The sequence below is a fragment of the Nocardia sp. NRRL WC-3656 genome (genome assembly GCF_000720265.1).
Classification (GTDB): domain Bacteria; phylum Actinomycetota; class Actinomycetes; order Mycobacteriales; family Mycobacteriaceae; genus Nocardia; species Nocardia nova.
In genome coordinates this window covers 481448-500942 of sequence record NZ_JOJF01000001.1, presented here as the reverse complement: position 1 = coordinate 500942, position 19495 = coordinate 481448, and the positions used below count along the sequence as shown (strand labels likewise).

General features: G+C 69.5%; 18 protein-coding genes. 6 read left to right on the top strand and 12 right to left on the bottom strand.

Annotated features, from left to right (window positions below; genetic code table 11):
* Nucleotides 1-2 precede the first annotated feature (2 nt).
* Nucleotides 3-305 (bottom strand): PPOX class F420-dependent oxidoreductase, encoded by a 303-nt coding sequence (locus tag IG65_RS34290; protein WP_231509016.1) that lies wholly within the window; start codon nucleotides 303-305, stop codon nucleotides 3-5.
* An 88-nt stretch (nucleotides 306-393) separates the two neighbouring features.
* Here IG65_RS34290 and IG65_RS35660 point away from each other — a divergent pair, with 88 nt between their 5' ends.
* A complete protein-coding gene (locus IG65_RS35660) occupies nucleotides 394-1362 on the top strand; it encodes an alpha/beta hydrolase (RefSeq protein WP_063833529.1) in 969 nt (322 codons plus the stop codon).
* Between the two features lie 2 nt (nucleotides 1363-1364).
* Here IG65_RS35660 and IG65_RS0102435 read toward each other — a convergent pair whose 3' ends face one another.
* Nucleotides 1365-2705, bottom strand: a complete 1341-nt coding sequence (locus IG65_RS0102435) for a hypothetical protein (RefSeq protein WP_030513147.1) — start codon at nucleotides 2703-2705, stop codon at nucleotides 1365-1367.
* 391 nt (nucleotides 2706-3096) lie between these two features.
* On the opposite strand from IG65_RS0102435, the gene IG65_RS0102430 reads away from it, so the two are divergent.
* From IG65_RS0102430 to IG65_RS0102420, 3 genes are all read left to right on the top strand, one after another.
* Complete coding sequence (locus IG65_RS0102430) at nucleotides 3097-4245, top strand: phosphotransferase family protein (RefSeq protein ID WP_030513146.1); 1149 nt, start codon at nucleotides 3097-3099, stop codon at nucleotides 4243-4245.
* Nucleotides 4242-5372 carry a hypothetical protein gene (locus IG65_RS0102425; RefSeq protein ID WP_051755142.1) on the top strand — a complete coding sequence of 377 codons (1131 nt, stop codon included), beginning with the start codon at nucleotides 4242-4244 and terminating at the stop codon, nucleotides 5370-5372. Before IG65_RS0102430 ends, IG65_RS0102425 begins: the two co-directional genes overlap by 4 nt.
* Before the next feature lie 135 nt (nucleotides 5373-5507).
* Nucleotides 5508-6017, top strand: a complete 510-nt coding sequence (locus IG65_RS0102420) for a hypothetical protein (RefSeq protein WP_156055461.1) — start codon at nucleotides 5508-5510, stop codon at nucleotides 6015-6017.
* A 111-nt stretch (nucleotides 6018-6128) separates the two neighbouring features.
* On the opposite strand, the gene IG65_RS0102415 is transcribed toward IG65_RS0102420, so the two are convergent.
* The 4 genes from IG65_RS0102415 to IG65_RS0102400 all read right to left on the bottom strand — a co-directional run bounded on the left by IG65_RS0102415 (nucleotide 6129) and on the right by IG65_RS0102400 (nucleotide 11027).
* Nucleotides 6129-6611, bottom strand: a complete 483-nt coding sequence (locus tag IG65_RS0102415; RefSeq protein WP_231509015.1) for a cobalamin biosynthesis protein — start codon at nucleotides 6609-6611, stop codon at nucleotides 6129-6131.
* Nucleotides 6612-6616: 5 nt separating this feature from the next.
* Nucleotides 6617-8245 carry a cobyrinate a,c-diamide synthase gene (locus IG65_RS0102410; protein WP_030513142.1) on the bottom strand — a complete coding sequence of 543 codons (1629 nt, stop codon included), beginning with the start codon at nucleotides 8243-8245 and terminating at the stop codon, nucleotides 6617-6619.
* A gap of 13 nt (nucleotides 8246-8258) precedes the next feature.
* Nucleotides 8259-8873 carry a cob(I)yrinic acid a,c-diamide adenosyltransferase gene (gene cobO, locus IG65_RS0102405; protein ID WP_030513141.1) on the bottom strand — a complete coding sequence of 205 codons (615 nt, stop codon included), beginning with the start codon at nucleotides 8871-8873 and terminating at the stop codon, nucleotides 8259-8261.
* Between the two features lie 117 nt (nucleotides 8874-8990).
* Complete coding sequence (locus IG65_RS0102400) at nucleotides 8991-11027, bottom strand: magnesium chelatase subunit D family protein (protein ID WP_231509014.1); 2037 nt, start codon at nucleotides 11025-11027, stop codon at nucleotides 8991-8993.
* A 202-nt stretch (nucleotides 11028-11229) separates the two neighbouring features.
* Here IG65_RS0102400 and IG65_RS0102390 point away from each other — a divergent pair, with 202 nt between their 5' ends.
* On the top strand, nucleotides 11230-12006 hold the full coding sequence (locus IG65_RS0102390; protein WP_030513139.1) for an EI24 domain-containing protein: 777 nt from the start codon (nucleotides 11230-11232) through the stop codon (nucleotides 12004-12006).
* 75 nt (nucleotides 12007-12081) lie between these two features.
* Here the strand turns inward: IG65_RS0102390 and IG65_RS0102385 are convergent, their stop codons facing one another.
* Together IG65_RS0102385 and mqo are read right to left on the bottom strand one after the other, a co-directional pair.
* Nucleotides 12082-12531, bottom strand: a complete 450-nt coding sequence (locus IG65_RS0102385; RefSeq protein WP_030513138.1) for a GNAT family N-acetyltransferase — start codon at nucleotides 12529-12531, stop codon at nucleotides 12082-12084.
* 21 nt (nucleotides 12532-12552) lie between these two features.
* The gene (gene mqo / locus IG65_RS0102380) at nucleotides 12553-14070 is read right to left on the bottom strand and encodes a malate dehydrogenase (quinone) (protein WP_081879224.1); all 1518 of its coding nucleotides are present in this window, start codon (nucleotides 14068-14070) and stop codon (nucleotides 12553-12555) included.
* Between the two features lie 191 nt (nucleotides 14071-14261).
* On the opposite strand from mqo, the gene IG65_RS0102375 reads away from it, so the two are divergent.
* Entirely contained in the window at nucleotides 14262-15275 is a 1014-nt protein-coding gene (locus IG65_RS0102375; protein ID WP_051755140.1) for an alpha/beta hydrolase, read from the top strand.
* A gap of 95 nt (nucleotides 15276-15370) precedes the next feature.
* Here the strand turns inward: IG65_RS0102375 and IG65_RS38880 are convergent, their stop codons facing one another.
* The 4 genes from IG65_RS38880 to map all read right to left on the bottom strand — a co-directional run bounded on the left by IG65_RS38880 (nucleotide 15371) and on the right by map (nucleotide 19453).
* Nucleotides 15371-16177: a GNAT family N-acetyltransferase gene (locus IG65_RS38880; RefSeq protein WP_231509013.1), complete on the bottom strand. Its 807-nt coding sequence runs from the start codon at nucleotides 16175-16177 to the stop codon at nucleotides 15371-15373.
* A gap of 114 nt (nucleotides 16178-16291) precedes the next feature.
* Complete coding sequence (locus tag IG65_RS0102365) at nucleotides 16292-16852, bottom strand: hypothetical protein (RefSeq protein ID WP_030513134.1); 561 nt, start codon at nucleotides 16850-16852, stop codon at nucleotides 16292-16294.
* 143 nt (nucleotides 16853-16995) lie between these two features.
* Entirely contained in the window at nucleotides 16996-18588 is a 1593-nt protein-coding gene (locus tag IG65_RS0102360; protein WP_051755138.1) for a cobyric acid synthase, read from the bottom strand.
* A gap of 1 nt (nucleotide 18589) precedes the next feature.
* A complete protein-coding gene (map, locus tag IG65_RS0102355; RefSeq protein ID WP_030513132.1) occupies nucleotides 18590-19453 on the bottom strand; it encodes a type I methionyl aminopeptidase in 864 nt (287 codons plus the stop codon).
* Nucleotides 19454-19495 lie beyond the last annotated feature (42 nt).

The following is a 19495-nucleotide window of genomic DNA, read 5'->3' as shown; positions in this document are numbered from 1 at the left end:
TTTCACCGACAGCCGATCGGGCGGGCCTTCTCCGGATCGGGGACGACGGTGGCGGTGCCGCGGATCTCGGCATAGACGTACGGATTGTCCGGCGGGTTGATCATGATCGTCACCCGCGGGTCGCGCACCACGTTCTTGTACTGCTGACGCGACACGGTGGTGGAGTACACCAACTCCTCCCCCTCCCGCAGCAGCCAGGTGACGGTCAGATGCGGCTGCCCGTCGCGGCCGATCGTCGCGAGCGTGGCGAAAACCTTTGTGTCGTCGAGGATCTTCTTCAGGTCGTCGGAGAGTTCTACACCCATGACACGGCACAACCCGCTGCCACGCACACTCATTCCCACCGGCCGTCGTTCCGTCACGGTGTGTTCGGCACGGTTCTATGCTGCGAACATGCGACGAGCCGTGCTGCAGGTTCTGACGGTGCTGGTGACGGTCGCGGTCGCCGCCGCGGTGGCCGCCACCGCGTACGCGGCCGACCCCTACCGCGCGAGCGGCCCGACCGAGGCCCGCTACCTGGAGCCCGGCCCGTGGCAGGTCACCGAGCACTACGAATTCGGTTGCTGCGACAGCACCGGCGCCGCCTACGACATCTGGTATCCGACCGATGTGGCCGCGCGTGGCCCTCGTCATCCGATCATCACCTGGGGTAACGGCACGGCCGCCCAACCTCGCCAGTACGCCCATCTGCTGCGGCATCTGGCCTCGTGGGGGTTCGTGGTGATCGCGACCGAGAATCGCAGTACCGGCACGGGCGTCGACATCGCCGGGGCGGCGCGATACCTCGTCGAGCGGGCCGCCGATCCGGCGAGCGTGTTCCACGATCGGCTCGACACCTCGGCGATCGGCGCCGTCGGTCATTCCCAAGGTGCCACCGGGGTGCTCAACGCGATGATCGATTCCGGCGGGCTGATTCGCACCGCCGTGCCGATCGAGTTGCCCGCCCAGTCGTTCTGCTCGAACAGATTGAGCTGCACCGACACTCGCCGCCTCGGCGGCGGTTCGGTGTTCTTCGTCAACGGCTCCGACGACGCGCTGATCTCCCCCTCGCAGAAGCTGTGGGCACTTCCGGGCCTGCAGTCCAACCAGGACTACTACGAGGCCACCCCGGCATCGGTGACGAAGGTGTGGGGCACCTTGGTCGGCCCCAATCACAACGATGTCCAAGGGCAACCGGACTGCGTCCGGGCCTCGTCGCCGTGTACCGACGGCGTGTACGGCTACCTCGGCTATCCGACCGCGTGGCTGGTGGCCCGGCTGTGGGGATGCGCCGGGGCGGCGGCCGCCTTCGCCCCCGGCACCGGGGAGTTCTACGCCCCGAATCCGCACTGGGCCAACCAGATCGGCGCGGCGGCCGGCTGACCTTACTCCCCGGGCGCGTCCTGGATCCAGTGGAAGCCGCGGCTGCGCTGCGGGAAGGTGTCCGGGTCCTGACGCCGGAAGCTCACCGTCACCGGATGTCCGTCCAGATCTCCGGTGAACCGCAGCCGGTCCGGGCCCTGCTGGTCGTACGCGAAGCCGCCGGCGGTCACGGAGTGCCCCGCGGTGGCGGGCACGGCATGCAGGTCCAGACGATGTGCGCCGGTGTCGACCCGCACCTGCATGGGCACCAGCGTCCCGTCCATCCGCTGATACTGCATGACGCCGGCGAGGTCGAATACCGCGCGCTGCCACCGGTCCGGGTCCGTGAGCAGCGGCGGAACCGGCTGCCCGTCGCGACTGAATTCGTCGACCTGCCAGATGCCGTACAGCGGCGGTTTCGTCCGGCCCGGACCCTCGTCCCACAACTGCAGGCTCACGTGGGTCAGGGCCACCGCCACCCAGACCCCGATGCCGACCTGCACCAGCGCCGCGATCCATCGTGCCCGGCGGGTGCGGAACGGGTACGGCGCCGTCGAGCGTGCGACCGGACGATCGAGTACCAGCACATCCAGTAGCCGCCGCGCCTGCGGCGCGAGCAACACCATCGACATCAGCATCAGATGTCCGGACAGGATCTTGACCGGCACATCGAAGGTCATGTTGAGCACGAAGACCTGCGCCATGCTCACCAGCGTCAGCATCGCGCCCACCGTCGCCGTGCGCGGAACGAACAGCAGTATCCCGGCCAGCAATTCCGCGGAACCGAGCAGGATCTCGTAGGCCGGGCTCATTCCGACCTGATTCCACAGCACCTCCATCGGGGTCAGATTGCCGTACGGCTCGAGCAACGTCGACAGCATCGGTTCGGGCATCTGGGTGGGGATGACCTTGGCGAACCCGTAGTTGAGCATCTGACCGGCCACACACAACCGGAGGAACAGCAGGAACCAGCCGGCCAGGCGCCGGTAATAGGTGCGACGGCGGTCCAGCAGCGTCCAGATCAGGGTGCCCGCGACGGCGACGACCAGGATGCAGAACACCAGCACCCACAGAATCGTCTGATCACCGCTGCCGTTGGGACTCAGCACCGGATGCACTCCGAAGACCGTGCGCCCCACCCACTCGAGCACCGGGCGCAGCAAGCGTGGTTGCCACAGCACCGCGTCGGCGTCGAGCCAGCGGCCGAGCCAGCCGGTGAAGGCGAAGACGATCTGCGGATAGATCAGGCAGAACAACCCGAAGTACAGGAACGTGAACCGAAAGGCCACCCGGGTGAGCGGTTTCCAGCCCGCCGCCGTCTCGGATTCGTGCTCCAGCTGCGGCGGTTCGGCCTGCGCCACCATGACACTCACTACCCACTCCTCTCCCCGAATGCTCCGGCGCACAAGCAGTGCCGCCGGCGCCGAAGCGGCCGGGGTGCGCGGATCGGTGCCCGACGTTACGAGGGCCTGCGGCGAAAGTCCTCAGGGCCGGACCCCGATTCGGCGATACTCCGCGCGGCGTACGTGGCAGCACGAATGTCAGGGTCGGTGGTCCCCGCACCGTTCGCGCGCACTGCGGGCAAACCGGGTCCCGGTCAGCGGAACGGCGAAAAATTCGCCGCCGATTTCGCGCCACCGCGCATTAGAACGCGTTACATTTCATCCACACGCCGCCCGCACCGGGCCGGATATCGCCGTGCCGGTGCGTAAAGAGTTGGCGCACAGACATTTTCATCCCGTCAGGAGGTCCGCAATGTCGGGCGAATCCGATACCGACCCCGGGCAGCGGCGGCAACTGACCACCAGCGCTCGCGATCTCGACGACCTCGCCGAGCGACTCACCCGGTGGCTGGCCGGCAAGCTCAGCGGCACCACCGCGCCGGTGGTCACGGGGCTGTCGCGGCCGCAGGCGGGCGGCATGTCCAGCTCCTCGGTGATGTTCGAGGCGAGCTGGGAGCGCGACGGCCGCACGGAGACCGGCTCCTACGTCGCACGGATGCCACCCGAGGAGGGCTCGTTCCCGGTCTTCGAGACCTACGACCTCGACACCCAGTACGCGGTGATGGCCGGTGTCGGCGCGCACAGCGATGTGCCGGTGCCGCGACTGTGCTGGTTCGAACCGGACGAATCCGTGCTCGGCACACCGTTTTTCGTGATGGAGCGGATCAACGGGCGGATTCCGGAGGACAATCCGCCGTACGTGTTCGTCGGCTGGGTCTTCGACGCCACGCCACAGCAGCGGATGCGGATCACCCACGCCACGGTCGACATCATCGCGAGGGTCCACGCCATCGCCGACCCGGCCGCGACATTCCCCGCCCTGGCCGGCGCGGGCTCGTCGCTGCGCCGGCATTTCGACGCCCAGCGCCACTGGTACCGGTGGGCGCTCGCCGACGACGGCTATCGAATCCCGTTGCTGGAGCGCGGTTTCGACTGGCTCGAACAGCACTGGCCCGCCGATCCGGGGCCCGACGTGCTGAACTGGGGCGATGCCCGGCCGGGCAACATCATCTTCGACGAATTCGACCCGGTCGCGGTCCTGGACTGGGAGATGGCCACGCTCGGCCCGCGGGAACTCGACGTGGCGTGGCTGATCTTCATCCATCGCTTCTTCCAGGACATCGCCACCCGCTTCGACCAGCCCGGCCTGCCGGACTATCTGCGCCGCGACGACGTGGTCGCGCGCTACGAGGACCTCACCGGCCACCGCCTGCGGGATCTGGAGTGGTACCTGGTCTACGCCGCGGTGCGGCACGGCATCGTGATGGCGCGCATCAAACGGCGGATGATCCACTTCGGCGAGGACACCGACACCGACGACCGGGACGACTACGTGATGCACCGAGCGGCCCTCGAGGCCCTGCTCGACGGCACCTACCAGTGGGATCGAGGAGACCGATGACAGGCATCGACGGACATCCGGCTCAGCAGGCGCCGGTTCCGCTGGACGAATATCCGGTGCACCAGACGCCGCTGTCGCTGGCGCGCGCGGCCACCACCGACCGTAACTTCTACGATCGCAGCTACTTCAACGCTCACGACCGCAGCGGCGGCACGATGCTGGTCACCGGCTTCGGCGTCTATCCGAATCTCGGCGTGATCGACGCGTACGCCGCGGTGCGCCGGGGCGATGTCCTGCGGACGGTCCGGTTCTCGGACGCGCTGCCGCCGCGGGACCTGAACATGAGCGTCGGCGGCTATCGCATCGAGGTGATCGAACCGCTGCGGCGCGTCCGGGCGATCTGCGAACACGACGACCTGTCCTTCGACCTCACCTGGGACGGTTCGTTCCCCGCCGTCCAGGAGCAGCCGCATCTCATCCACACCGGCAGCCGGCCGATCATCGACGCCTCCCGGTTCGCCCAGGTCGGCTCCTGGTCGGGGACCCTGCAGGTCGACGGCGACGACATCGCCGTGGACCCCGACGTCTGGATGGGGACCCGCGACCGGTCCTGGGGTATCCGGCCGGTCGGTGAGACCGAACCACCCGGGCGCGATGCGAGCGAACCGGCGGCCGGATTCTGGTGGCTGTATGTTCCGCTGCGCTTCGACGACTTCGCGATCGTGGTGATCGTGCAGGAGAATCCGGACGGCTTCCGCACCCTCAACGATGCCGTGCGGGTGTGGCCGGACGGGCGGGTCGAACAGCTCGGCTGGCCCCGCATGCACATCGAATACCGTTCCGGCACACGCATTCCGGTGTCCGCGCGGCTCGATATGACCGCCGGCGACGGCTCGCCGCTCACCGTGGAAGTGCGCGCCCACACCTGCATTCCGCTGCATATCGGCTGCGGCTACGGCGGCGATCCGGATTGGCTGCACGGCCAGTGGAAGGGCCGCGACTGGTCGTCGAGCAGCAGCTACGACCTGACGGATCCGGCGGTGGCCGGGCGCATCCCGTGGGGTGTGATCGACCACGTCGGACAGGCACGGTGCGGCGACGCCGAGGGCTGGGGACTGTTCGAACACGGCAGCCTCGGCCGCCACGACCCCACCGGCTTCGCCGATTGGACCTCGGTCGCGCCGTAACTCGCGCCCGCTCCGCGTACCGCAATGTCGGGGCGGCTCCGCGTGGCGTATCCGATGTGAGCTGGATCTCAGGTACCCTCCGACGGATCGACGCCGGGCCGTCGGCCCGGGACGGCACAGCGAGAGGCAGGCACGATGAGCGGATTCCGTGTTTCGCGTGGTTCCTCCCAGGTTTTCCCGGGCCCGGCGCTGTCTTCCGGGCGGGCGTGGCCCGCACGTACGCGTGCCGGGTTGGCCCTGGCCGCCGGTGCGCTGATGGGCGCGCTGCTTCCGGTCGTAGGAGCGGCCCCGGCCGGTGCGACGGTGGCGCCCACGATCTCGGTATCGATGTCCGGGTCGGCGCTGAGCCCGGTCAGCGGCGCGCTGGTGGGCTGCGCCCAGAACGCGGTGGCGACGGTGCGCAATCCCGACGGCAGCCCCGTCACCCACGGCAACGTCGACTTCTTCAGTCACCTCTCCGGGATCAGCGGCAATATCGTCGGCACCGCGCCGGTGGTCAACGGGGTCGCCAGCATCGGCTGGGTGCCCGACCGGCCGGGCGAGCACGTCGTCAGCGCGGTGTACTACGACGGCCTGCCGGAACTGTCACCGGTCGCCGGATACACCATCGTCACGACGGCGACCCTCGGCGGCGCCTGCGTGTAACGCACAGCCGGACAACAGCTTTCGCGACCACTCGGCCGAATCCGCACCTTTGCGGATTCGGCCGAGCGTCGTCGGATCCTGCTCGCCGGGCCGCAACGGCCGGGCCCGTGTTCACGCTTGCTCGGCAACAGCGACCGTGATCGTGCCGACGACCGTCTTGGGCACGATCAGCCGTCCGCGCCCTCCCCAGCGCCGCCAGCCGAGAAGCGCGGCCGCTTCGGCGACACTGGGCGTGCCGATCGCGACCGCCGCGCGGTGACCCGGATGGGGGACGTCGACCCGGGCCAGTTCGTCCGCACCGAATCCGATCACCGGCACCCCGAATGCGGCGGCGGCCATGACGGTTCCCGGCTCCTCGGCCCGCCGATCGATCGTCGCAAGACATCGAATCGCGCTGTTCCCCACTACTTCCCGCACTGCCGCCACAATGGCTTCCGCCGTGGGATCCGGCCGCGCCCCCAAGCCCACGACCACCGCCTCGCTCATCGGGGCCTCCTCGCCCGGCCGCCGCAGATGATCGTCGACCCGCCCGGCACGCCGCGACGCCGGATACAGCGGTCCGCCGGCGGCTCGTTCCGACGGGAGCTCGCCCATCGCCGTCACACGCCGGCGTGCGCCGCGTCGAACTGTTCGCACATCGCGACGAAACGGACTGTGGCCGTGGGGTTCCCGGCGGAATGAGTGTGCAGATAGGACGCATGCACCTGGAGGGCCACCGCACCTTCCCGGACCGCGGCGTCGTCGGTGCGCCATCCCCAGGCGGATGGGTGCGATCCCGTGCTGACCAAGCGGGTGCGGTGGAATTCGTGGCCGCGCACGCGTTCTCCCGTGCGCCACAGCACCGAATCGGCCAACGCCACCGCATCCCGGTAGCCGAGGGTCAGGCGCGGTCCGAATTCGGCGGTCGCATCGAGGACTCCGGCCATGCGGTGCCCGTCCAGCGAGCGGGTCAGATAGAGCAGGCCCGCGCATTCGGCATGAATCGGCATGCCTCGGGCGGCGGCCTCGGCGACCGCGGTCAGCAGTGGCGTATTCGCGGCCAGATCGGCGGCATGCTCCTCCGGGAAGCCACCGGGCAGGACCAAACCGGCTGTCCCCGGGGGCAATTGCTCGTGCAACGGATCGAAGACCGCCACCCGCGCTCCGGCCGCCACCAGCAATTCCCGATGTTCGGCGTAGCCGAAGGTGAACGCCGGACCGCCGGCCATCGCGATGATCGGCGCGGGCTCTCGCACTCCGCTGCCCGAGGCGGACATCGGTATCGGCGTCTCCGGCTCGCCGGACTGTTGTTGCCCCGCCGTCTCCGCCGAGATCCGCGACGTGCCGATCGCAGGCGCCGAGCTGTCAGACCTGCCGACGGTAGGCGCCGTGCTGTCAAGGGACAGCGCGGCTCCGGCGGGGCCGGTGTCTTCGCCCGGCTCCGGGCCGTCGAGGGCGGTCCGGCTCACGCCGGGACCCCGCCACTGTGGGTGCGGGGCCGCCGCCGCGACTTCGCCGATCGGATCCCACGCGGGCCCGTCCACGTCGGCGGCGGCCAGTCGCGCGACCGCGCCCACATCGATGTGCGCGCCGACCAGTTCGGTCATGGCCTCGACCGCCGCATGCGCCGCGGAGCCGTGCTCGACCGCCGGGACGAGCCCGAGATGCCGTGCGGGAACCGATAATTCGTCCACTCGCGGCAGTGCGCCCAGCACCGGAAGGCCGACCCGGGCGCAGGCGCCGCGCAGCACCTGTTCGTGGCGCGGACTGCCGACCCGGTTGAGAATCACGCCGCCGAGCCGGATACCGCTGTCGTAGGTCGCGAAACCGTGCAGCAGGGCGGCCAGGCTCTGACTGTGGCCGCGCGCGTCGACGACCAGCAGCACCGGAGCGCCGAGCAGCGCGGCGACCTGCGCGGTCGAGCCCTCGGCAATGGGGGCGGGGTTCTCGGCGTCGATCCGGCCGTCGAACAGGCCCATCACGCCCTCGACCACGGCCACATCGCAACCCGCGCTGCCGTGCCGGTACAGCGGCACCACCCGCTCGGCACCGACGAGCACCGGATCCAGGTTGCGGCCCGGCCGCCCGGCCGCCAAGCCGTGATAGCCCGGATCGATGTAGTCGGGCCCCACCTTGAACGGCGCGACGCGATGTCCGGCGCGGCGCAGCGCTCCGATCAAACCGGTTGCCAGCGTGGTCTTTCCGCTGCCCGAGGCGGGCGCGGCGATCACCACGGCCGGAGTGGTCATCGGCCGGCCGCCGTCACCACTCGATACCTCGCTGACCCTTGCGCCCGGCGTCCATCGGATGTTTCACCTTGCTCATCTCCGTGACCAGATCCGCCGCGTCGACCAGCGCCTGCGGTGCGTCGCGGCCGGTGATCACCACGTGCTGATTGCCGGGCCGGTTCCGCAGCGTCTCGACCACCTCGTCGACGTCCACCCACCCCCATTTCAACGGATAGGTGAACTCGTCGAGCACGTAGAAGCGGTGCTGTTCGGCGGCCAGCCGGCGCGCGATCTCCCGCCAGCCGGCCAGCGCCGCCGCGGCATGATCGTCCTCGCTGCCCTGTTTGCGGGTCCACGACCAGCCCTCGCCCATCTTGTGCCATTCCACCGGGCCGCCGGTGCCGGTCTCCTCGTGCAGCCGGCCCAGGGTGCGGAAGGCGGCCTCCTCGCCGACCTTCCACTTCGCGCTCTTCACGAACTGGAAGACCGCGATATCGAAACCCTGGTTCCAGGCCCGCAGCGCCATCCCGAACGCCGCGGTCGACTTCCCCTTGCCAGGCCCGGTGTGCACGGCGAGCACCGGCTGATTACGCCGCTGGCGAGTGGTCAGCCCGTCGTCGGGAATCGTCTCCGGAACGCCCTTCGGCATCGCTGCATCCTCCTGGTCGAGCACCTACGCATCACATTCCCACATCCGCGCACCCGCCCGGCCGCGCGGGTCCAGCCGTGCCACGATCGGAACGGTCGCCGATGGTGGCACGAACGTTCACGCCGCCAGGTGATGCGGCAATCCGGACTTCACCGCGGCGGCGACCGAATCGCCGGTGAGCTCGCCGAGGCGCAGGTAGGTGGCGCGCAGCTCCCTGGCGAACTCGGCGGCCAGACCCAGCCGGACCATGCCGCGTTCACAGTCCACGACCACGCCGGCCACGCCGTCGCGGGCCAGCAGGCGGGCGGCCGCACGGGCCCGCGGGATCGGGTCGACACCGCCGGTGGCGCGGCCGTCGGTGAGCAGCACGACCATCGCGCGGCGCTGCGGATCGCGGACGTGTTCGCGGGCCACCACCTCGCGCGCCTTCAGCAATCCTTGTGCCAGTGGGGTTTTGCCGCCGGTGCGCAGGCCGGCGAGGCGGCGCACCGCGATATCCACCGAGGAGGTCGGCGGCAGCACCAGTTCGGCCTCGCTGCCGCGCACGGTGATCACGGCGACCTTGTCGCGGCGCTGATAGGCGTCGCGCAGCAGAGCGACCACCGCTCCGGTGACGGCCGAGAGGCGGTCGCGGGCGGCCATCGATCCGGACGCGTCGACGACGAACACCACCAGATTGCCTTCGCGCCCTTCGCGATACGCGCCACGCAGATCGGTGGCCTCCAGTGTCAGCGGGCCCTCGACGCGGCCGCGGGCATGCTGATGCGGCGCGGCGGCGAACAGCGTGCCCAGCAGATGCAGGCCCGCGGAGGTGTCGGTGACCGATCGCACCACCCGGCCGTGCCGGGTGTGGGCGCGTGATCGGCGCCCGGGAGCACCCTCCCCGACCCCCGGTATCTCCCAGTGCGGCGGGCGGGCAGCGGATTTCGCCGGCGCCCCCGCACTGCCCTCGCGGGCGCCACCGCGCGGGCCGCCGCCCGGTGAGTCCGGGCCGTCGTCGTCGGGGCCCTGGTCGTCGGGGCCGCCGTCGGAACCGTTGTTCTCGGGGCCTCCGTCGGTGTCCGTATCGCCCTCGAACTCATGCTCGGGGTCGTTCTCCGAATCGGCTGCGCCGCTCGCAGATTCGTTCTCCGCACGGCTCTGCTCGGAGCGGGCCCGCTCGGCCTCCTGTTCGGCTTCCCGCATGGCGTCGTCGAGTTGTTCGTCGGTGATGCCCGGTTCGTCGAACGGATCGCGCCGGCGGCGGTGCGGCAGCGCCAGTTCCGCGGCGATCCGCACGTCTTCGGCTGTCACGCAGTCACTTCCGCGCCAGGCGGCGTGGGCCGTCGCGGTCCGCGCCACCACCAGATCCGCGCGCATGCCGTCGACGTCGAAGGAGGCGCACAGCGCGGCGATCCGGCGCAGTTCGATATCGTCGAGCGCCACCTCGGCGAGGCGTTCGCGGGCAGCGAGAATGCGCTCGGCGACATCGCGATCGGCCGCGGCGTAGGCGGCGGCGAAGCCGTCGGGATCGGCCTCGTAGTCGAGCCGGCGGCGCACCACCGCCATCCGCACGTCCACATCGCGCGAAGCCGCGACGTCGACGGTGAGGCCGAACCGGTCCAGCAGCTGCGGGCGGAGTTCGCCCTCCTCCGGATTCATGGTGCCGACCAGGACGAACCGGGCCGGATGCGAATGCGACACGCCATCGCGTTCGATATGCACCCGCCCCATCGCCGCCGCGTCGAGCAGGACGTCGACCAGATGGTCGTGCAGGAGGTTCACTTCGTCGACGTACAGCACACCGTGATGCGCCGCCGCCAGCAGTCCCGGCCGGAACGCCTGCTCCCCGTCACGCAGCACCCGCTCCAGATCCAGCGATCCCACGACCCGGTCCTCGGTCGCACCCACCGGCAACTCCACCAGCCGGGCCGGCCGCGGCCCACCCTCGTCGGTCACCGGCGGCAACAGCTGCGCCAGCGCTCGCACCACGGTCGATTTCGCGGTCCCCTTCTCCCCGCGCACCAGTACCCCGCCGATCCCCGGATGCACGGCGCACAGAATCAGCGCCAGCTGCAGCTGCTCCTGCCCCACCACCGCCGAGAACGGAAACCCCGCCTCACCGTCACGATGCGCGGACACGGCCGATGCGGATTCACCTCGGAAATCGGACACGCCCCCACTGTATGCGCGCCCCATTCCGCCCCCGCACCGGGCTGCCCTGTCGCGCTACAGCCGCCGCCCCGCCGCGATCTGCCGCACCACCAGTGGCAACACCACATGCTCGGCCTCGAGCACCCGCGCGGCCAAGGTCTCGGCGGTGTCGTCCGCGAGCACCGGAACCTCCCGCTGCCCACCCGCCGAATACGCTGGGCGGGTGCGGGATGTGGTGCGGGGCTTCGGATATCTGGTGCGGGGGCAGCGGTGGGCTGCGGCGCATCGGCGGGAGCTGGGGCTGGGGTTGCTGCCGGGGGCGATCTCGATGGCGCTGTATCTGGGATTGCTGGTGGCGCTGGTGTGGTTCGCGGGGGATCTGGTGGCGTGGGCGACGCCGTTCGCGGCGCACTGGACGTCGCCGTGGCCCGGACTGCTGCGCGGCGGCCTCGCCGTGCTGCTGGTGCTGCTCGGGATGTTCCTGGCGGTGATCACCTTCACCGCGGTGACGCTGGTGATCGGGCAGCCGTTCTACGAGGCCCTGTCGGAACGGGTGGATCGGTCGCTGTCGGCCGACGGCCGGGCGCCGGAATCGGGACTGCCGCTGTGGCGCGAGGTGTGGCTCGGGGTCCGCGACGGGGTGCGCATTCTGATCCGGGCGGCGGTGTGGGGTGTGGTGCTGTTCTGCACCGGATTCCTGCCGGTCGTGGGACAGACGGTGGTCCCGGTACTCGGAGTCTGCGTGGCCGGGTTCTTCCTGGCCCAGGAACTGACCGCGGTCGCGATGCTGCGCCGCGGAATCGAGCTGCGCGAACATCTCACGATGCTGCGGTCACATCGAATGCTCGTGTGGGGCTTCGGCATTCCGCTGGCGGCCGCATTCCTCGTGCCGTTCGTGGCCGTGGTCCTCATGCCGGGCGCGGTCGCCGGCGCCACGATGCTCGCCCGCGAATTGTGTGGCGCGGACAGCGATCCGGCGCCGAAGCCGTTGCGCGACTGACTTTCCCGCGACACGAGAGGGCCCCGCACCCGACGAAGGGGTACGGGGCCGAAATCTCCGTGGTGGATTCGCCACTCAGCCCCGGCGCATGGGGATGTGCGCGATTCCGTCCTCCTCGTACTCCTCGCCGTCGGGCTTGAACCCGTGCTTGGTGTAGAGGTCGACCAGATAGGTCTGGGCGTTCAAACGCACTGTCGCCGAACCGGCTTCGGCGATGGCGGCCTGCAGGACCCGGGTGGTGTAGCCGTGACCGCGCGCCTCGGGAGTGGTGCACAACCGGCCGATGCGGAACGACTTCACGCCGTTGTTGTGCTCCTCCAGCAGCCGCAGGGTGCAGATGATCTCACCCTCGTCGTCGAGCCAGAAGTGGCGTGTCTCGGGGAGCAGATCGAGCCCGTCCAGTTCCGGATAAGCGCATTTCTGCTCCACGACGAACACTTCGACGCGCAGTTTCAACAGCTTGTACAGCGTCGCGGTATCGAGATCCGCGGCCCACGACCGTTTGAGCGCAACCGTTGACATCATCGCGTCTTGCTATCACATGTTTCAGCTGTGCGCGACCCCTGCGGCGATCGGCGTGTTGTCGACCCGGCCGCTGCCGTTGAGATGAAGTGCCTTGGTGGACCAGTCCCACACCTCGTGGAACAGCGCTTGGTTCTCCGACAGCTTCACACCCAGCGACGGCACCATTTCCTTGAGTTTCGGTGTCCAGTCGGCGTATTCGCTCGGGAAGCAGCGCTGCAACACGTCGATCATCGCGCTGACACAGGTGGAGGCGCCGGGCGAGGCGCCGAGCAGTCCGGCGATGGACCCGTCACCGGCGGTGATCACCGCGGTGCCGAGCTCCAGCACGCCGCCGACGCCCTTGCGCCGGATGATCTGCACGCGCTGACCGGCGGTGATCAGCTCCCAGTCGTGGCCGTCGGCGCGCGGGATGAACTCCTCCATGGTGTTCACCTTGCCCGACGGCGACTTCAGCAGTTCGCTGACCAGGTACTTGACCAGGCCGAGTTCGGTGACGCCGACACCCAGCATCGGGGTGACGTTGCCGGCCCGCACCGACTTGAACAGGTCGCTGAACTTGCCGTCCTTGAGGAACTTCGGGGTCCAGCCGGCATAGGGACCGAACAGCAGGCCCGGCTTGCCGTTGATGACCCGAGTGTCCAAGTGCGGCACCGACATCGGCGGCGCGCCGACGGCGGCCTTGCCGTAGACCTTGGCGTCGTGCTTGGCGATGAGCTCGGGGTTGGTGCAGCGCAGGAACTGGCCGCTGACCGGGAACCCGGCGAAGCCCTGGATCTCCTTGATGCCGGCCTTCTGCAGCAGCGGCAGCGCATACCCGCCCGCGCCGACGAAGACGAATTTGGCGTTGATCGTGCGGGAGGTGCGGGTGCGGGTGTTGCGGACCTTGACCGTCCAGCTGCCGTCGGACTGCTTGGACAGGTTGCGCACCTCGTTGCCGAACGCGATCTCCACGCCCGAGGAACCGAGGTAGGCCAGCAGCTGCTTGGTCAGCGATCCGAAGTCGATATCGGTACCGGTCTGGGTCCAGTTCAGCGCGACCGGCTCGGAGAAGTCGCGACCCCGGGCCATCAGCGGCAGGCGGCGGGTGAACTCGTCCGGGCTGTCGATGAATTCCATGCCCTCGAACAGCGGGTGCCGGGCCAGCGCCGCGTGGCGCTTGCGCAGATACTCCACGCCGTCGGCGCCGTGGCAGAAGCTCACGTGCGGAATGGGATTGATGAAGCCCGAGGGGTCGGCGAGCACGCCGTTCTCGGCGCCGTAGGCCCAGAACTGGCGCGACACCTGGAAGCGCTCGTTGATATCGATCGCCTTGGTGATGTCGACCGAACCGTCGGCGGCCTGCGGCGTGTAGTTCAGCTCGCACAGCGCCGAGTGGCCGGTGCCCGCGTTGTTCCACGGGTCGCTGCTCTCGGGCGCGGCCGCGTCCAGCCGCTCGAACATGGTGATCGACCAGTCGGGCTGCAACTGGCGAAGCAGTGCACCCAGGGTGGCACTCATGATGCCGGCACCGATGAGGACTACATCGGTCTTTTCAGTCATCGCAGCGTTCGGCACGGGGTGATCGACTTCCTTGTCCAGCGCGGGCACTTGGTGGGCGGGTAATGAGGTTACCCGCCGTTCACTTCAACTTGATTCTGCCCCTCACCATGCCCGTTTCCGAAACCCTCACACACGCACCGTCGGAACGGCTCGCCGTGCAGGCCCCTGAGCGGGTCGAATATCGTGAAGCTGTGACGAACGAGACGCCGCTGGCCCCGTCGACCACCCACGCCTGGCAGCCCGATGTCCTGGGCGAGGGATATCGGCAGCTGACCATCCCACTCGGCCCCGATCCCGACGGTGAGGGGGTCGTCGAGGCCACCCTGGTCCGCCACGAGCCCGACATCGCCGAGCCGGCCGCGGGCGCCGTGCTGTACGTGCACGGTTTCACCGACTACTTCTTCCAGAAGCACCTCGCCGAGCACATGAGTGCGCGCGGCTACCGCTTCTACGCCCTCGACCTGCGCAAGTGCGGGCGCTCCCGGCGCCCCGGGCAGACCGCGCACTACGTCAGCGACCTGCGGCTCTACGACGCGGAACTGGACCGCGCGGTCGAGATCGTGCGCGAGGAGACCGGGTTGCCGGTGCTGCTGATGGCTCACTCCACCGGCGGTCTCGTGCTGCCGCTGTGGCTGAACCGCCGCGACGCCGCCGCCCAGGACATCACCGGCCTCGTGCTCAACAGCCCGTGGTTCGATCTGCAGGGCCCGGCTTACTACCGCCACATCGGCACCGCCGTGATCGGCGGTGTCGGCCGGTTGCGCGCGATGACGCGCCTGCCCGGCGGTGAGCTGAGCACCTACGGCGACAGCCTGCACACCAGCGTCTCCGGCGAATGGGATTACAACCTGGATTGGAAGCCGCTGGGCGGGTTCCCGGTCCATCTGGGCTGGTTGCGCGCCATCCGCGGGGGTCACGCGGAGCTGCATCGCGGGCTCGACGTCGGCGTTCCGGCGCTGATCCTGCGTTCGAAGGTGACGAAGTTCATGCGCGAGTACGGCCCCGCCGCCGATGTGTCGGATGTGGTGCTCGACGTTCGCCAGATTCAGCGCTGGTCGGGATGTCTCGGCGGCCGCACGAACATCGTGCCGATCGAGGGCGCCCGCCACGACGTGTTCCTGTCGGCGCCGGAGGTGCGCGCGCACGCGTTCACCGAACTGGATGCCTGGCTGGGCTGGTTGCGGGATTTCCGCGGCGCACACTGAATCACGTTGCCGCGCAGAGTGTTCGCCGATGCGCGCCGTACCGGCGGCATCGCTGCGGGGGTGCTGGGCTGTGTGTCGAAAGTGGACCTTGGGGCTCAGGGGTTGAAGGCGTGTTCAGTGAACTGGCCGCAGGAGCGGAACCCCAGGCGGTGGTAGACGGGCTCACCGTCGGCTGATGCCTGCAGGACTGCGATGCGCTGGTCTCGGTCGCGGGCCGTGCGGAGTGCCGCGAGCGTGATGGCACCGCCGTAGCCGCGGCGGCGGTGGGCGGCCAGGGTGGAGATGTTGTAGACGCCGGCGACTCCTGCGTGGTGAAACACTTCGGCGGAGCAGACCGGACGGTTCTCCACATAGCCGATCAGGTACTGGGCCGGGCATTGCGCGGCCAGTGCCTGCGGAGCGGCCTTGGCGAAAAAGCGGCGGACGGTTTCGGCGGGCGGGTCCCAGTTCGCGGCGAGAACCGTGGTGTAGTCAGCGAGCTGTTCGCGCGTGGAGACCCTCTGGATGTCCAGTCCCTGGGCGGCAGGCGATGGCAGGGAGTCGTCCAATTCGGCCCACATCGCCGTCTCGCGTTCGGATGCCGGCAGCCCGGCCGCCGTCAGGCGAGTGGTGAGGTCCGGTGGTGTCGAGGCGGGTCCCACCCACCAGGAGAAACGACGGCCGGTGCGAGCCAGCGTCCCAGCGGTCTCGGTGATACGTACCGTAGCGTCGGCGGCGGTGAAGCGGGCCGCAGCAACGATGTTGAAAGTGTCGTCGTCCAGGCCGCTGTCCGCGACCAGGAGGTCACCAGCCTCTGTGACGGTCGCACCAGCCATACTCCGGTGCAGGTGACAGGCATGTTCCGCCAGGTTTCGTTCCATGCTGTCCAGCAAGTCGGCTTCGTTGAGGGAATGATCACCCATAGCGACCGATCCCAGCGTGGCTGGGCGAGAACCGCATTCGAATTCGGGGCGTCCGTCGGCAGTGTCGCGCCGGCAACCAGCACATTGGACACGTGCCCTATCGCGGGCCGGCGGTCACCACAGACCGGAGCGCAGCACGATCTCGGTGGCGAATTCGTGATCGGCCTTGATCGGCACGTCGGCGGTGTCGACCTGGGTGACGCGGAATTCGCCGAAGACGTGGCGACCGCAGGAATCGGCGACCGCGCGCGGCAGGTCCTCGGTGGCGATGACGGTGGTGGGCAGCTCCACGGCGGGGCAGGTGGCATCGACGGCGGTCCCGTCCACGGCGACGGCCGGATGCGGCCGCCCGGCCACCACCAGTCCGACGAAGCGGCCGAAGCCGCGCGCGCCCAGCTGCCAGGCCAGTTCCGCACCCGCGCCGTACCCGGCCAGGTTGGCCCAGGCCACGCCGAGATCGTCGAGGATCGCATACACCGCGGCCTTGTCCAGGCCGTCGATCGACTCCACCGTGATGGTGCGCAGATCGGAATTGTGCAGTCGCTCGCACACCTGGTCGTAGACGTCGGCCGGAGCTCCGGCGTCGGGTAGCAGCAGCACCGTATGCCTGGACTCCGGCCCGCCGACTCGTACGGTCCAGGCGCGGTCACCGACCGCGATTTGCCGGGTCTCCATGCCGATCCACGCTACACGGGGGCGGGCGGGCGCACGCCATGTCCTCGGCCACGTTCCCGGCCGGTGATGACTCGGATCGCAGCGCTGTGAGGTGGGTGGCGCGGGCCCCGGATCCGGCCCGCGGGCACACCCGGCGGCCGTGCTCAGCGGCCCACGGTCACCGAGGGCAGACCCGGGGGCGCCCCGCCGCTGATCAGCCGCTCGAGAGCCGCGACGTCGAGGTGTTTCTCGATGAGGTCGGCGAGCAGGTCCAATTGCGCGGTCCGCACCGCCTCCACACTCGTGTCCGGCGCGACGACGAATCCGGTGCGCCCGGCCTGCTCGGCGGCCTCGCGCAGCCAGGCGCGGCGGAACTCGTCGGATTCGAGCAGTCCGTGCAGGTGAGTGCCCCGTACGGCACCGCGCACACTGCCTTCGGCGACGCCGCCGCGGTCGTCGTCCGAAGCGGCTCCGGCTACCTCGACCCAGGCCGGATCGCCGCTGCGCCGGACGCGGCCGTGGTGAATCTCGTAGCCCGACAAGGACATTCCGGCCACCGCGGCGCCGGTGGTCGCGCCCTGGCCGGCGCTGCGGCGCAATACCTTGGGTTCGGCGAACTCGATATCGAGGTCGAGCAGCCCGAGGCCCGCGACCTGCCCGGCCGAGGACTCGACCTCGTCGTCGATGCGGCGACCCAGCATCTGGTATCCGCCGCAGATCCCGAGGACCGGCTTGCCCGCCGCGGCGTGGGCGCACACGGCATCGGCGATTCCGCTGCGGCGCAACCAGTTCAGGTCCGAGACCGTGGATTTGCTGCCGGGCACGACGACGAGGTCGATTCCGGCCAAGCGCGACGGATCGCTCACCCAGCGCACCGAAACCCCCGGCTCACACGCCAGGGCCTCGATATCGGTGGAATTGGAGATGCGCGGCAGCCGGATCGCGCCGACGGTCAGCCATTCGGTGCCCACCGGCGGGCGAGGCCGGCCGACGGGGGCGTCGGCGACGGTGCCCAGAGAGTCCTCCGCGTCGATCCACAGCTCGTCGCTGAAGGGCAGGACACCGAGCGTCGGGCGGCCGGTGAGCGCGGTCAGCTGCTCCAGGCCCGGGCGCAGCAACTCCACGTCGCCGCGGAACTTGTTGACGATGTAGCCCGAGATCAGCTGCTGATCCTCGGGGTCGAGAATAGCCACGGTGCCGAACAGATGGGCCAGCACCCCGCCGCGGTCGATATCGCCCACCAGCAGTACCGGCAGCTCCGCCGCGCGCGCGAGACCCATATTCGCCAGATCCGTTGCGCGCAAATTGATCTCGGCGGGCGAGCCGGCACCCTCGCAGATCACGACATCGAAGTCGGCGCGCAGGGCGGCCAGTTCCCCGGCGACGACCTCGCGCAACCGACGCCGGTGCCGGAAATAGTCGCGGGCCCCCACGGTGTCGACGGCGAGGCCCCGCACCACCAGTTGCGAGCGGCGATCGCTGCCGGGTTTGAGCAGGACCGGATTGAACCGCACGCTGGGTTCGAGTCCGCAGGCGCGCGCCTGCAATGCCTGTGCCCGGCCGATCTCGCCCCCGTCCAGGGTGACGACCGAATTGTTGGACATGTTCTGCGCCTTGAACGGCGCCACCCGCACGCCGCGCCGCGCCAGCATGCGGCAGATCCCCGCCACCACCACGCTTTTGCCGGCATCGGAGGTGGTGCCGGCGACCAACAGCGCGCCGTTCACCGCATCACCGCGACGGCCACACCCGCGCATGTCATGGGAGCGTGAGGATTTCGGCGCCTTCCTCGGTCACGACCAGCGTGTGCTCGAATTGCGCGGTCCACTTGCGGTCCTTGGTGACCACGGTCCAGCCGTCGTCCCAGATCTCGTAATCGATGCCGCCGAGGTTGATCATCGGCTCGATGGTGAAGGTCATGCCCGGCTCGATGACCGACTCGATGGCGGGCTGGTCGTAGTGCAGGATCACCAGGCCGCTATGGAAGGTGGGGCCCACGCCGTGGCCGGTGAAGTCGCGGACCACGCCGTAGCCGAAACGGTTCGCATACGACTCGATGACGCGCCCGATCACGTTCAGCGCCCGCCCCGGGCGCACCGCCTTGATCGCCCGCATGGTGGCCTCGTGGGTGCGCTCCACCAGCAGCCGGGCCTCGTCGTCGACGTCACCGGCGAGGAAGGTGGCGTTGGTATCGCCGTGCACACCGTTGATGTAGGCCGTGACGTCGATATTGACGATGTCGCCGTCCTCGATCACGGTGGAGTCCGGAATGCCGTGGCAGATCACCTCGTTCAGCGAGGTGCAGCAGGATTTGGGGAAGCCCTTGTAACCCAGCGTCGACGGGTAGGCGCCGTGGTCGCAGAGATATTCGTGCACGACCGCGTCGAGGTGATCGGTGGTGACGCCCGGGGCGACGGCTCTACCGGCCTCCTGCAGCGCCTGGGCGGCCAGTTTGCTCGCCAGCCGCATCTTCTCGATGGTCTCCGGCGTCTGCACCCACGGCTCGCGACCCTCGTTGACGGTCTTCTTCCAGGCGTACTCCGGCCGCTCGATCGAGCGCGGCACCTCGCGGACGGGCGAGAGCGTTCCGGGGACGAGCGGCTTGCGGGTGCGCACAGACATGCATTCAGACTATCCGCCCCCGGAGGCTGCCACGGCGGCGAC

What these genes read in the sequence shown, in the direction of transcription:
- IG65_RS34290 (WP_231509016.1), bottom strand. Translation starts at nt 305, where the DNA reads ATGGGTGTAGAACTCTCCGACGACCTGAAGAAGATCCTCGACGACACA.
- IG65_RS35660 (WP_063833529.1), top strand. Translation starts at nt 394, where the DNA reads ATGCGACGAGCCGTGCTGCAGGTTCTGACGGTGCTGGTGACGGTCGCG.
- IG65_RS0102435 (WP_030513147.1), bottom strand. Translation starts at nt 2,705, where the DNA reads ATGGTGGCGCAGGCCGAACCGCCGCAGCTGGAGCACGAATCCGAGACG.
- IG65_RS0102430 (WP_030513146.1), top strand. Translation starts at nt 3,097, where the DNA reads ATGTCGGGCGAATCCGATACCGACCCCGGGCAGCGGCGGCAACTGACC.
- IG65_RS0102425 (WP_051755142.1), top strand. Translation starts at nt 4,242, where the DNA reads ATGACAGGCATCGACGGACATCCGGCTCAGCAGGCGCCGGTTCCGCTG.
- IG65_RS0102420 (WP_156055461.1), top strand. Translation starts at nt 5,508, where the DNA reads ATGAGCGGATTCCGTGTTTCGCGTGGTTCCTCCCAGGTTTTCCCGGGC.
- IG65_RS0102415 (WP_231509015.1), bottom strand. Translation starts at nt 6,611, where the DNA reads ATGGGCGAGCTCCCGTCGGAACGAGCCGCCGGCGGACCGCTGTATCCG.
- IG65_RS0102410 (WP_030513142.1), bottom strand. Translation starts at nt 8,245, where the DNA reads ATGACCACTCCGGCCGTGGTGATCGCCGCGCCCGCCTCGGGCAGCGGA.
- cobO (WP_030513141.1), bottom strand. Translation starts at nt 8,873, where the DNA reads ATGCCGAAGGGCGTTCCGGAGACGATTCCCGACGACGGGCTGACCACT.
- IG65_RS0102385 (WP_030513138.1), bottom strand. Translation starts at nt 12,531, where the DNA reads ATGATGTCAACGGTTGCGCTCAAACGGTCGTGGGCCGCGGATCTCGAT.
- mqo (WP_081879224.1), bottom strand. Translation starts at nt 14,070, where the DNA reads ATGACTGAAAAGACCGATGTAGTCCTCATCGGTGCCGGCATCATGAGT.
- IG65_RS38880 (WP_231509013.1), bottom strand. Translation starts at nt 16,177, where the DNA reads ATGGGTGATCATTCCCTCAACGAAGCCGACTTGCTGGACAGCATGGAA.
- IG65_RS0102365 (WP_030513134.1), bottom strand. Translation starts at nt 16,852, where the DNA reads ATGGAGACCCGGCAAATCGCGGTCGGTGACCGCGCCTGGACCGTACGA.
- IG65_RS0102360 (WP_051755138.1), bottom strand. Translation starts at nt 18,588, where the DNA reads ATGCGCGGGTGTGGCCGTCGCGGTGATGCGGTGAACGGCGCGCTGTTG.
- map (WP_030513132.1), bottom strand. Translation starts at nt 19,453, where the DNA reads ATGTCTGTGCGCACCCGCAAGCCGCTCGTCCCCGGAACGCTCTCGCCC.